This window comes from Nocardia fusca NBRC 14340 (genome assembly GCF_001618425.1).
Lineage (GTDB): Bacteria > Actinomycetota > Actinomycetes > Mycobacteriales > Mycobacteriaceae > Nocardia > Nocardia fusca.
The window spans coordinates 12,883-24,755 of record NZ_BDCU01000007.1 but is presented as its reverse complement, the minus strand read 5'-3'; the positions used below and the strand labels follow the sequence as shown (position 1 = coordinate 24,755).

Sequence of the window (11,873 nt, the reverse complement as noted above, 5' to 3'; positions counted from 1 at the left end):
GAGGGTTACCGCACGGCAAACAGCGGTCGACCGGGTGAACAGATTACTCGGCCACGGGTAACACCCGATGTCAGCGGGGGAGGCGGGGCCGCTAGTCCACGTCGTCGGCGAGCAGGGTGGGCCGGTAGTACCGGCCGTTGTAATAGAGCAGGGGCGCCGCGGACGCTTCGTCGCCGGTGTCGTCGTGCACCCGCACCACCCGGCCGACCACGAAGGTGTGATCACCGATCGGGATGAGCTGCTCCACGGTGGTTCGCAGCCACAGCGGGGTGCCGTGCAGCACCGGTTCGCCGGTGTCCAGAGCACTCCAGAGGGCGGGATCGTTGAACCGGTGTGCGGCGGTCCGGGCGAAGCGCTGGGCCAGGTGACGCTGGTGCTCGCCGAGGAAATGGATCACCACGGACTCGGCGGCGGTCAATGCCCCCAGGCTGGAGGACGTGTGGCTGATGTTGAACGAGACGAGCGGCGGGTCCAGGGACAGCGAGGCGAACGAGGTCGCCGTGAAACCGACCGGACCGGCGGCCGAGCCGAGCGTCACGATGGTGACGCCGGACGGGTAGTGGCGCATAGAGGCGCGGTACTGCTCGGCGGTGATACCGCTGAGGTCGTCGGGGATCCGGATTCCGGTGTCGGGCCGTGGTACTTCGGTCACCTCGCCGACGCTACGCCCGGAACAGCGCCCCGCGGCGAGCTGGTCCACTGTCCGGGAGGGTGGTGAGCGAGGTCAATCCAGGTCGAGGGACAGCCCCGCGGTGATCCGCAGCAGCTCGGTGTAGGAGGTGCGGAAGACGGTCCCCGGGCTGCCGCCGGCGGCCCACAGTTCGCGGTGACCGGACAGTCGCGAATCCACCCAGGTGGGCAGGTTCGCCGGATGACCGATGGGCGCCACACTGCCCGGCAGCTGGCCGGTGTAGCGCATCACCAGATGGGGAGGTGCGGGAATCAGCGTGCCCTCGAGGCGCGCGCCGGTACGTTCCGGATCCACCCGGTGCGCCGCCGAGACCAGCAGCAGGATCGGTTCGTCGCCGAGGAGGAAGACCTCCGAATGCACGAGTGCCCCGAGTTCCACCTCCATCGCCTCGGCGGTCTCCGCGGGACCGGTCGCCGATTCCGGCGCGGTGACGATCAGCCCGTGGTGACCGCGGGCGATCAAAGTATCCGAGACCCGGCAGGTTATCTGTGGAAGCGACCTGCGCATGGGCACAGGGTAGAGCGATACAGAGTGTCCCGCGCGGCTTTCCCCACTCACCGGACGAGGTCTTCTCCCGCCCCGGCCCGGGTCGTGGACCGCGGCCGGTCCGGTGCCCGCCGCCCGCCGTGCCCCCTTAGGCTGGGCAGATGACAGATTGGCAGGCTTTCACCGTCGAAACCGACGATCACGTCGCCCGGGTGACCCTCACCGGGCCGGGTAAAGGTAATGCGATGGGCCCGGATTTCTGGCGGGAGCTGCCGGAGATATTCCACGGTCTCGATGCCGACCCGCAGGTCCGGGCGATCGTGCTCACCGGCTCCGGGAAGCACTTCTCCTACGGCCTGGATCTGCCCGCGATGAGCGGTACCTTCGGCCCGCTGATGGCCGACCGCGCGCTGGCCGCCCCGCGGACCGATTTCCTCGCCGATATCCGGCGTCTGCAGGCCTCCATCACCGCTGTCGCCGAATGCCGCAAACCGGTGATCGCCGCGGTGTCCGGCTGGTGCATCGGCGGCGGCCTGGACCTGATCGCCGCCGCCGATATCCGCTACGCCAGCGCGGAGGCGAAGTTCAGCCTGCGCGAGGCGAAGGTCGCCATCGTGGCCGACGTGGGTTCACTACAGCGGCTGCCCGGGATCATCTCGGAGGGCCACCTGCGTGAACTGGCCTTCACGGCCAAGGACATCGACGCGGCCCGGGCGGAGAAGATCGGCCTGGTCAACGATGTCTTCGCCGACCAGGAAGCGGTCCTGGAAGCAGCCCACGCCACCGCGCGCGAAATCGCCGCGAACCCGCCGCTGGTGGTACAGGGCGTGAAGGACGTATTGGGACAGCGGAATTCCGCAGCGGTGGCCGAAGGCCTGCGCTACGTCTCGGCCTGGAACGCGGCCTTCCTGCCGTCCGAGGACCTGACAGAAGCCATCCAAGCCGTCTTCGAGAAGCGGGCCCCGGAATACGAGGGCCGCTGAACGCTGTGCCCCCTGTGGGCCTCGGCCTGCGGGCCTCGCCGAGTACGCCGCACGCGTGTTCGGATGCGAGGTCAGCCAGGGCGGTCGAGTCGGCATGTGAACCCGAACATCGAATGCCGACGCCACCCTGTGCGTCGAGTTTTGCGAGACACCTGAAAGGGTTGAGGCCCGTCTCGCCGTTTCGGCCTCGAAAGCGCATGAGCCGAAGGCTCGAGTCTCGAGGCCGAAACGGCGAGACCCAGGGGGCCTCAACCCCGCGACGCCGCAGGCGGCGCCAAAAAACACAGCACCTTGCGAGCGAGCCCACGTCCCAGCTTTCCCGAGCGAGTCCACACCCCGCCTTCGTCGGTGTAGCCCGCTTCTCCGCCTACTCGGTCGGCCAGGCGCCGCGCTCGCGGGCGGAGGTGCTACCTGGGCTCGGGCAAGCCTGCTTCCCGCCTTCACTGGCAAGCCGCACACCGACCCTCGCGACGGACGTAGCTGCCGCGCCTTCCCGAGTGAGCGTGCCACCTCGCCTCTACTGGGAGCGCCCGCTCACCCGTGAGCAGAACCCCTGTGCCCAACAGGCATCACCGACCTCATGGTCCATCCGGCTCTCAGGAGTTCCGCCCACCGGCACTCAGTGGCCCTGCTCCTCCAAACGCTTGAACGAAGCCTGGATCTCGGCCTCCGCTTCCGCCCGGCCCACCCATTCCGAACCCTTGACGAACTTGCCGGGCTCGAGGTCCTTGTACCGCTCGAAGAAGTGCTTGATGGCGGCCAGTTCGAACTCCGGGACGTCGCCGAGGTCCTGGATGTGGTCCCAGCGGGGGTCGCCGGCCGGGACACAGAGGATCTTGTCGTCGCCGCCGGCCTCGTCGGTCATCTTGTACATGGCGACGGGACGCGCTTCGACGATAACGCCCGGGAACACCGAATCGGGCAGCAGGACGAGCGCGTCCAGCGGGTCGCCGTCCTCTCCGAGTGTGTTCTCGATGTAGCCGTAGTCGGCCGGGTAGGCCATGGAGGTGAACAGGAACCGGTCGAGGCGCACGCGCCCGGTTTCGTGATCGACCTCGTATTTGTTGCGCGAACCCTTGGGGATCTCGATGGTGACGTCGAACTCCACGCCAGCTCCTTCCGCTGCTCTCACGATTCGCCGTGGTGGCCGGCCTCGCCGACGCACCCGGTTGTTCGCCGAGAACGGTAGCCGAACACCGATATTGTTGTCGGCGGGCACATGGGTTCAGTGGGGGCTCGGGTGTGATAGTCGGGGACAAGGGAGAAGACGGGCAACGTGGTGGTGCAGGGTGGCAGCGGTAGGTATGGTTCGGCCACGCGCCGGCGCCGCGGCGTACGGACTTGGTCGATCATCGTGCTGGTGGTGCTGGCCGGGGCGGCGGCGGTGGCCGCGGTGATCCTGAAGCCGTGGACGCCGGAGTTCCGGCACGGCGGGCTCACCATCGCCGCGCCGCCCGCACCGGCCATCGTTTCCCCGGAGGTGGAGCCGGCCCCGGATACCGCGCCCGCGCCGAGTGCGGCGGGTGTCGCGACGGCGCTCGGTCCGGTGGTCGCCAGTCCCGATCTGGGTGGTTTCGCCGGATCGGTCACCGATGCCGCCAGCGGCACCGTGTTGTGGAGTGAGCGCGCCGACGAGCCGCGTGTGCCCTCGTCGACGGCCAAGATCATGACCACCGCGGCGGCGTTGCTCACCCTGCCCGCTGATCAGCGAGTGCACACCAAGGTCGTCGCGGGTTCGGCGCCCAATGAGATCGTGCTGGTGGCCGCGGGTGATCCCACGCTCACCGCCCAGCCGGGCGGGCAGGGTTACTACCCGGGTGCGGGAAGTCTGCTGGATTTGGCCGCTCAGGTGCGCAACGCGGATATCCGGGCCGACACGGTCGTGGTGGACACCTCCGTCTATTCGGGCCAGACCATGGCCCGGGGCTGGGATCCGATCGATATTCCCGGCGGGTCCATCGCACCGCTGGAATCGGTGATGCTCGACGGCGGCCGGCTCGATCCCGCGGGCGAGTATTCGCCGCGATCGGGGACGCCGGCGCTGGATGTGGGCCGGCGGCTGGCCACCGAACTCGGTCTGGACCCGGCCAAGGTGCGGATCGGTACGGCACCGCAGGGCACCAAACGGCTGGGTGAGGTCGCTTCGGCGCCGCTGCGCGACCGGCTGCGCGACATGATGGTGTATTCGGACAATGTGCTGGCCGAGACCATCGGCCGGGAGGTCGCCCAGGCCACCGGGCGGCCGATGTCGTTCGAGGGGGCGGCGGCCGCGGTGGCGGCGGTGCTGGCCGAGCACGCTTTCGATATGACCGGTGTGACGATGTTCGACTGCAGCGGGCTCTCGGTGGACGACCGGATACCGGCCCGGCTGCTGAACCAGATAATCACCACCGCGGCCGGCTCCGAACCGGATCCCGAGACCACCACCACCGCGCCCGCCCCGCTCGCGCCGCCGCTGGGTGCGGGCGCGGGCCGGCAGGCGCAGCCGGAACCGGCCGCCGCCACGCTCACGAGTCGTCTGGTGCCGATGCTGGACTATCTGCCGGTCGCGGGCGGTACCGGCTCGCTGAGCAGCCGATATGTCACGCAGAACCAGGGCGGTGCCGGCTGGGTGCGCGCCAAGACCGGAACATTGTCGGTGGCCAGTACGTTGGCTGGTTACGTGCTGGATCGTGACGGCCGGGTCCTGACCTTCACACTGATGTCGAGCGATCGGCCCCCGGAGGTCAGTCGGCCCGCTTTGGACGCCGTCGCGACCACATTGCGCAACTGTGGATGTTCCTGACGGCTGGAGGGCGCATGACGATTCGACAAGGTCCCGATGGGCCCGGCGCCCGGACAGTGGCCGAGAACGGCGGTTCCGCCGGCGAGCACAAGCGACGCACTTTTTCGGCTTCGGTGGACTGGCGCTGGGCGGCCCGTACCGGCGCCGCGCTGGTACCGGCCGGGCCCCGCACCTCCCGGCCCGCCGCGGAGCAGGCGGTAGCCGAGCTGAGCTACGCCTCGGTGCGCGCCGAGGCGCCCGTGCGGGCGGTGACCGGCCTGCTCGACGACCAGCCCGTACCCGCGGCCCGGATCGTGGACCGGCCCGGCTGGATCGGGGCGGCCGCCGATTCCATGGCCCAGCTGACCGGTACCGGAACCACGGACCGGTCCGGCCTGTTCACCGGTAAACCGGCCGGGGTGCAGGTGGGCGCCATGCTGGCTTTCCTGTCCACCGCGATCCTGGGCCAGTACGACCCGTTCACCGGTCCGGACGGCACGCTGCTGCTGGTGGCCCCGAATATCGTGGGGGTCGAGCGTGCGCTCGCGGTACCGTCGGCCGATTTCCGATTGTGGGTCTGCCTGCACGAGGTGTGCCACCGGGTGCAGTTCTCGGCGTCGCCGTGGCTGGCCGGGTATATGCGTGAGAACGTCGAGGTGCTCGGCGAGATCGGTGACGAGGCGACCTCGGAGATGCTGTCCCGGCTGCTCACCGAGGTGAAACTGCGGCGCAGTGGCCAGGTTTCCGACGACCCGGCCTCGCGTGGCGTGGTGGGACTGCTGCGGGCCACTCAGCCGCCGGAACAGCGGGCGGCACTGGATCGGTTGCTGCTGCTCGGCACTCTGCTGGAGGGGCACGCCGACCATGTGATGGACGCGGTCGGCCCGAGGGTGGTGCCCTCGGTCGAGCAGATCCGGATGGCGTTCGACAAACGCCGGACCCGGCCCGCGAACCCGGTGCAGCGCCTGCTGCGCGCGCTGCTCGGTATCGACGCGAAGGTGGCGCAGTACGTGCGCGGGAAGGCCTTCGTCGACGAGGTGGTGGGCACGGTGGGAATGGAACGGTTCAACGTGGTGTGGACCGATGCCGATACGCTGCCGCGCACCGACGAGATCGACGAACCGCGGCGCTGGATCGCCCGCGTCCTGGACTGAACGGTGCCCTCCGCCGAACAGCGGCCGATCCGGTTACCGGAAACGCCCGCGGTGCTCGGTGTACGGCATGCGGTGCGGGCGTGGCTGACAGGGTTCGGCCCGGAGAGCCGGCGTGTGGCCGTCGCACTGTCGGGCGGTGCGGATTCCCTGGCGCTCACCGCGGCCGCGCTCGCCGAATCCGCGGAAGTGCACGCCTTGATCGTGGATCACCGGTTGCAGGACGGATCGGATGTGGTCGCGGCGACGGCCGCCACGACGGCGCGTTCACTCGGCTGCCGGTCGGCGCGGGTGCTGCCGGTGGAGGTGAGGGGGCCCGGCGGGATGGAGGCGGCGGCACGGCACGCGCGCTACGCGGCGCTGGAGGGCGCGAGATCGGGCCTGCCGGTGCTCCTGGGCCACACCCTCGACGATCAGGCCGAAACCGTACTGCTGGGACTCGGGCGGGGTTCGGGCGCGCGTTCGATCCAGGGGATGGCCCCGAGCGACGGTCCGTGGGGCCGGCCGCTGCTGGGGGTCCGGCGGGAGACGACTCGGCAGTTCTGCGCCGACCTCGCGCTGACGCCCTACGAGGATCCGCACAACAGCGCCCCCGAGTTCACCCGGGTACGACTGCGCACCGAGGTGCTGCCGCTGCTCGAGGAGGTGCTCGGCGGTGCGGTGGCACCGGCGTTGGCCCGGACCGCCGAACAGTTGCGCGAGGACAATGCCGCCCTGGACGCGTTCGCCGGCGAACTGCTGTCGCGGGCCGGCGCCGGATCGCCGGTCTGCGCTGTGCTGGCGGAGGCCGCCGCCGCGGTGCGCCGCCGGGCGGTGCGGGCGTGGCTGCTCTCCCAGGGGGTTGCGGGGGTGACCGGAACACATATCCGCGGTATCGACGACCTGGTGGTGGCCTGGCGGGGGCAGGGCGGGGTCGCGGTGGGGGGCGGTGAGCGGGGGACCCGGTTGGTCGTCGTTCGTGAGCATGGCAGGCTGACACTTGCCCGCACCGATCGGGAACGCCGAGACCGAAGGGAAACCAGTTGACGTGTACGGGGACGATATCGATTCGGTCCTGATCACCGAGGAAGAAATCGCGGCGAAGGTCAGCGAACTGGCCGAACTGATCGCCAAGCGGTACCCGGCCGACGCACCGGAGGGCGATCTCCTGCTGATCGGTGTGCTCAAGGGCGCGATTTTCTTCATGACGGATCTGGCCAAAGCTCTGCCGATGCCGACTCAGATGGAGTTCATGGCCGTATCGTCCTACGGATCCTCCACGTCGTCGTCCGGCGTGGTGCGCATCATGAAGGACCTGGACAAGGACATCGCCGGCCGCAATGTGCTCATCGTCGAGGACATCATCGACTCGGGCCTGACCCTGTCGTGGCTGATGCGCAATCTCTCCACGCGTAACCCGGCCTCGCTCGAGGTGGTGACGCTGCTACGTAAACCCGACGCGCTGCGCACCCAGGTCGAGGTCGCCAATGTGGGTTTCGACATCCCGAACGAATTCGTCGTCGGTTACGGCCTCGACTACGCCGAGCGTTACCGGGATCTGCCCTATATCGGCACGCTGCACCCACGGGTCTACGGCGGCGAACAGGCCTGAACGCAACCGTGGGTAGGTGGGCGAGCCCACCTACCCACGAGGTTTCGCCGGCTCAGGCCGGGATGGCAGGGGGTGCCGCGAAGCCGCCGGACACGGCCCGCTGGCCGAATTCGAGAATCGTCGGCCGGGTGTCGTCGGCACGCCAGGCGACCGCGAGCTCGCACGGCGGCAGGCCGGTGACCGGACGTGCGGTGAGTCCGGGCCAGCGGTACATCGGCACATTGTTCTCGGCGAGCAGGCACAGGCCCAGCCCGAGCCCGACGGCCTCGAGCCGGTCCTCGGGGGTGGCCGCTTCCGCGCCGATGGTGGCAGGGCGGCCGTTGCGGGCGTCGTTACCGAGCCAGAAATCGCGGACGGCGCCGGCTTCGGCGGGCAGCGCGATGAACCGTTCGTCGAGCAGGTCCGCGAAATCGATCATTTCCTGATTGGCGCGGGGATGGTTCTCCGGTAGGAGCACCCAGCGGCGCTCGGTACGCAGTACCTGCCAGCGGTAGCGGTTCTGATCGGGTAACGGGAGCCAGACCAGCGCCAGGTCGGCCTGGCGGCCGGCGAGACCGCTGGACGGGTCGGTCCAGGCGGCGGGATGCAGGGCCAATCGGTGGCCACTGGCGCTCTCGAGATCGTGCAGCAGCCCACGACCCAGTGTCGACTGCAGGCCGACGCGCAGGACTTCGCCCGCCTCCTGCAGGGAGCTGTTGGTGGTTTCCCAGAGCTCCAGGATCTTGCGGGCGCCGCTGAGCAGTTCCTTACCGGCAACCGTGAGCGCGACACTGCGCTGGTTGCGATCGAACAGGACCACATCGAGCTGACGTTCCAGCTGCCGGATCTGACGCGACAGGGTCGGTTGGGCGATGTGCAGCCGCTGAGCGGCGTTGGTGAAGTGCAGTTCCTCGGCGACGGCGACGAAATACCGCAGATCGCGCAAATGCGGGTCCATAGCACCTTGCTATCAGAATCGTTGCTGAATTTCCAGCCCTAATTTGTTCAGTGAGTCCGCATATCGGGCCCGAAACAGTCAGCAGGTTTGTTAGTGACAGCTTATGGGGTGGCGCGGTGATGTGCATCATGAGTTTCTCGTATCGCCGACGGCGGGGTATCGCCGGGCGATACGACGTAAAATCCGGCGCGTTTGCCGTGGTAGGGCTGTTCGTCCAGTGCGTGCTGTCACCTCGGCCTATGGAGCTCCGGTGCGGCCCGGAGGCGGTCGGGCGAAACGATTTCGCGCCACCGTATGATCGACTATGAACGTCAAGTGACATTGATCACAATAGGGTTTCGGTGGGGTCTCGATGGGTCCATAGCGGTGCGCCGCGGCCCGTCCGGTGACGGACCGCGGCGCGGTGACAGCGGCCTCCGGTTCAGCTGCCCCGGACCCGCTCCTCGTAGGCCTTGCGCTCCTCGGCGTTCACATCGTCGAGGAAGGTCTGGGCCGACCCCAGCGACCGCCCCAGAGCGTCACCCACCGACTGCGGCAGCAGGTTCACGAACACCGACATGGCGCCCGCCGCCCGGGTGACCCGAGCCTTGGACCGGGGTTTGGCGATCAGCCGGACCACTGCCGCCGCGATATCCTCCGGTTCCGCCGCGGGCAGGCCCTTCGGCGCCGCCACCCCGGAACCGAGTTCGGTCCGGGTGAGCGTCGGCAGCACCGACGAGAAGGCCACACCGGTGCCGCGGTACTCCTCGCGCAGGGTGTCGGTGAAACCGAGCACCGCGTGTTTGGAGGCGTTGTAGGTTGCCAGACCCGGAATATGCGTTTCGCCGGCCAGCGACGCGATATTGATGATGTGGCCGCTGCCGCGGGCGAGCATGCGGGCCAGCGCGATCTTGGACCCCAGGATCACGCCGTAGACATTGATATCCAGGATCCGCCGGGTGATCTGATCGGTTTCCTCGACCAGCCGCCCGGTCGGCATGATGCCCGCATTGTTGATCAGGACATCGATCGGCCCGATCTCGCGTTCCACATCGTCGAGGAATGTGGTGAAGGACTGGATATCGGTCACGTCGAGCCGGCCGTAGTAGTCGAAATCGTGGTCGGTGCCCGATTCCTTGACGGTCTTCTCGTCGATGTCGCCGATCGCGATCTTGGCGCCCAGCTTCTCCAGGGCGATAGCGGTGGCCAGGCCGATACCGCGGGCGCCTCCGGTGATGACGACGACTTTGCCGCGGATGGATTCGGTCCTACTCGCCACGGTTCTCCCCCTTGAGTCGCAGCAGCGCGGGAATATCGATCCGGCGCATACCGCGCGCTCCGGCCGCGCGCATGGCGCCGAGCCCGATCAGGATCTTGTTGAGGTCATACGGCATCCAGGTGAGTTCGCGTTCCTGGGTGGGCAGTATCGGCGTGGTGATCGCCTTGGCCCGGCAGTACTTGCGCACCCCGTTCGGACCACCCCATCGGGCGCCGACACCGGAATCGCCCCAGCCGCCCATCGGCAGCGCGAAATTGAACAGGTTGGCGAAAACGTCGTTGATATTGACCGCGCCCGCCTGCAGCGCCCGGGCGACTCGTTCGCCGCGTGCCTTGTCTCCCGTCCACACCGTCGCGGACAACCCGTACGCGGAGTCGTTCGCCAACCGGATGGCCTCGGCCTCGTCGGCCACCTTCATGACGGGCAACGTGGGCCCGAAGGTTTCCTCGGTGATACACGACATGGTGTGGTCGACGTCCACCAGCACGGTGGGTTCGAAGAAGGTGCCCACACCCGTCCGTTTGCCACCGGTCAAAACCTTCGCGCCGGCCGCTACCGCTTCGTCGATATGCCGCGCGACGATGCCGACCTGACTCTCGTTGGCCATGGCGCCGACATCGTTGCGGGGCGTGCGATCGTCGCGGCCCTGTCGCAGGGACTTGACGTTGGCGGTCAGTTTGGCGACGAACTCGTCGTAGACGGGCTCCTCCACATAGACCCGCTCGACCGAGATGCAGACCTGTCCGGAATTGAACATGCCGCCGAAGGCGATGCCGTGGGCGGCGCGGTCGAGATCGGCGTCGGCCAGCACGATGGCCGGGTCCTTGCCGCCCAGTTCCAGGCTGTAGGGGACCATCCGGGCGGCGCAGGCCGCCGCGATCCGGCGCCCGGTCGCGGTGGAGCCGGTGAACTGGATGTAGTCGGCGTGCTCGACCACCGCCGCGCCGGTGGCGCCCGCGCCGGTGACGACGGAGAGCACCGGGGGAGCGCCGATCTCGGCCCAGCCGCGGGCGAGTTCGAGCGCGGAAAGGGGAGTCACCTCGGAGGGTTTCAAGATCACCGCGGCGCCGGCGGCGAGCGCCGGGATCACATCGAGCAGCGGCATGGCCAGCGGGAAGTTCCACGGTGTGATCACACCGACCACCGGATACGGCTCGAATACCGTGGTCAGCCGTTTCACCCGGGCCAGCGGACTGTGCGGGGCGGGATGTTCGTCGGCGAGGAATTTGGCGGCGCGGCGCGCGTAATAGCCGATGAGGTCACTGCCGAAGATCGGGTCGATGAGCGAATCGACCCGCGGTTTACCTGTCTCGGACTGTAGGACGTCGGCCAGCACCTCGGTGTTGTCGATGATCCAGTCCTGGAGTTTGAGCAGCCATTCCTTGCGTTCGTCGGCGCCGATGGCCTGCCATGCGCGCTGGTGTTCGCGCAACTCGGCGATGGCCGCGACGACCTGCTCGGCCGACATATCCGGTACCGAGCCGACCACCTCGCCGGTGGCGGGATTAAGGACTCGGATCTCCGAGTCCGGAGGCGGGTCCACGGTTTTCACCGTGGCGTCGGGTTGTCCCGATTCGGTTTTGGTCACTGCGTTCTCCCACTGCGTCGTGCTCGGAACCGCTGGGGCCGATCATTGTGAATCAGCTCACCGGATCGATCGTGACACACTGTGCGAGACACCGCGCCCGGTCGCGGTGTCCGATGCCGGGATCTATTGGGATTCGCGAGCCAACCGGCGCAGTGGCGGCTCGGTTGCCGGGGGCACCCGGCGGTCGGGTAATTCGGCGAGCAGTTCGGTGGTGGCCGCGGCGACGGCGGCGACGGCTTTGTCCACGGCGGGTTTGGTGGCCGAACTCAACCCGGACAGGCCACCGACCTTGCGCACGTACTGCAGTGCGGCGGCATAGATCTCCTGCTCGGTAGCGGCGGGCTCCAGACCTCGCAAGACGGTGATGTTTCTACACATGAATGCACATTAGCGCTGGAACACAGCCCGTGACAGGCCAAGGAAC

General features: G+C 68.3%; 12 protein-coding genes. 5 read left to right on the top strand and 7 right to left on the bottom strand.

The features are described 5' to 3' along the window. Positions 1-91: 91 nt before the first annotated feature. Entirely contained in the window at positions 92-652 is a 561-nt protein-coding gene (locus tag NF4_RS01440) for a flavin reductase family protein (protein ID WP_063125507.1), read from the bottom strand. 72 nt (positions 653-724) lie between these two features. Beyond that, the gene (locus NF4_RS01435) at positions 725-1,198 is read right to left on the bottom strand and encodes a YbaK/EbsC family protein (RefSeq protein WP_063125485.1); all 474 of its coding nucleotides are present in this window, start codon (positions 1,196-1,198) and stop codon (positions 725-727) included. Positions 1,199-1,338: 140 nt separating this feature from the next. Between NF4_RS01435 and NF4_RS01430 the strand changes: the two genes are divergently transcribed. Next, positions 1,339-2,160: a crotonase/enoyl-CoA hydratase family protein gene (locus NF4_RS01430; protein ID WP_063125484.1), complete on the top strand. Its 822-nt coding sequence runs from the start codon at positions 1,339-1,341 to the stop codon at positions 2,158-2,160. A gap of 619 nt (positions 2,161-2,779) precedes the next feature. Here NF4_RS01430 and NF4_RS01425 read toward each other — a convergent pair. Continuing rightward, on the bottom strand, positions 2,780-3,268 hold the full coding sequence (locus NF4_RS01425) for an inorganic diphosphatase (RefSeq protein WP_030524167.1): 489 nt from the start codon (positions 3,266-3,268) through the stop codon (positions 2,780-2,782). Between the two features lie 171 nt (positions 3,269-3,439). On the opposite strand from NF4_RS01425, the gene NF4_RS01420 reads away from it, so the two are divergent. The 4 genes from NF4_RS01420 to hpt are packed head-to-tail and all read left to right on the top strand — an operon-like array spanning position 3,440 to position 7,666. After that, complete coding sequence (locus NF4_RS01420; RefSeq protein ID WP_063125506.1) at positions 3,440-4,945, top strand: D-alanyl-D-alanine carboxypeptidase/D-alanyl-D-alanine-endopeptidase; 1,506 nt, start codon at positions 3,440-3,442, stop codon at positions 4,943-4,945. Positions 4,946-4,959: 14 nt separating this feature from the next. Further along, positions 4,960-6,078, top strand: a complete 1,119-nt coding sequence (locus NF4_RS01415; RefSeq protein WP_084532768.1) for a zinc-dependent metalloprotease — start codon at positions 4,960-4,962, stop codon at positions 6,076-6,078. 3 nt (positions 6,079-6,081) lie between these two features. After that, positions 6,082-7,101 (top strand): tRNA lysidine(34) synthetase TilS, encoded by a 1,020-nt coding sequence (gene tilS, locus NF4_RS01410; RefSeq protein WP_439956715.1) that lies wholly within the window; start codon positions 6,082-6,084, stop codon positions 7,099-7,101. A gap of 1 nt (position 7,102) precedes the next feature. Further along, a complete protein-coding gene (gene hpt, locus NF4_RS01405; protein ID WP_030524163.1) occupies positions 7,103-7,666 on the top strand; it encodes a hypoxanthine phosphoribosyltransferase in 564 nt (187 codons plus the stop codon). Positions 7,667-7,718: 52 nt separating this feature from the next. On the opposite strand, the gene NF4_RS01400 is transcribed toward hpt, so the two are convergent. From NF4_RS01400 to NF4_RS01385, 4 genes are all read right to left on the bottom strand, one after another. Beyond that, positions 7,719-8,603 carry a LysR family transcriptional regulator gene (locus tag NF4_RS01400; RefSeq protein WP_063125482.1) on the bottom strand — a complete coding sequence of 295 codons (885 nt, stop codon included), beginning with the start codon at positions 8,601-8,603 and terminating at the stop codon, positions 7,719-7,721. Between the two features lie 421 nt (positions 8,604-9,024). Beyond that, on the bottom strand, positions 9,025-9,861 hold the full coding sequence (locus NF4_RS01395; protein WP_063125481.1) for an SDR family oxidoreductase: 837 nt from the start codon (positions 9,859-9,861) through the stop codon (positions 9,025-9,027). Further along, positions 9,851-11,449, bottom strand: a complete 1,599-nt coding sequence (locus NF4_RS01390; protein ID WP_439956714.1) for an aldehyde dehydrogenase family protein — start codon at positions 11,447-11,449, stop codon at positions 9,851-9,853. Before NF4_RS01390 ends, NF4_RS01395 begins: the two co-directional genes overlap by 11 nt. A gap of 123 nt (positions 11,450-11,572) precedes the next feature. Continuing rightward, positions 11,573-11,827 (bottom strand): DUF2277 domain-containing protein, encoded by a 255-nt coding sequence (locus NF4_RS01385; RefSeq protein ID WP_030524159.1) that lies wholly within the window; start codon positions 11,825-11,827, stop codon positions 11,573-11,575. Between the last annotated feature and the right edge of the window lie 46 nt (positions 11,828-11,873).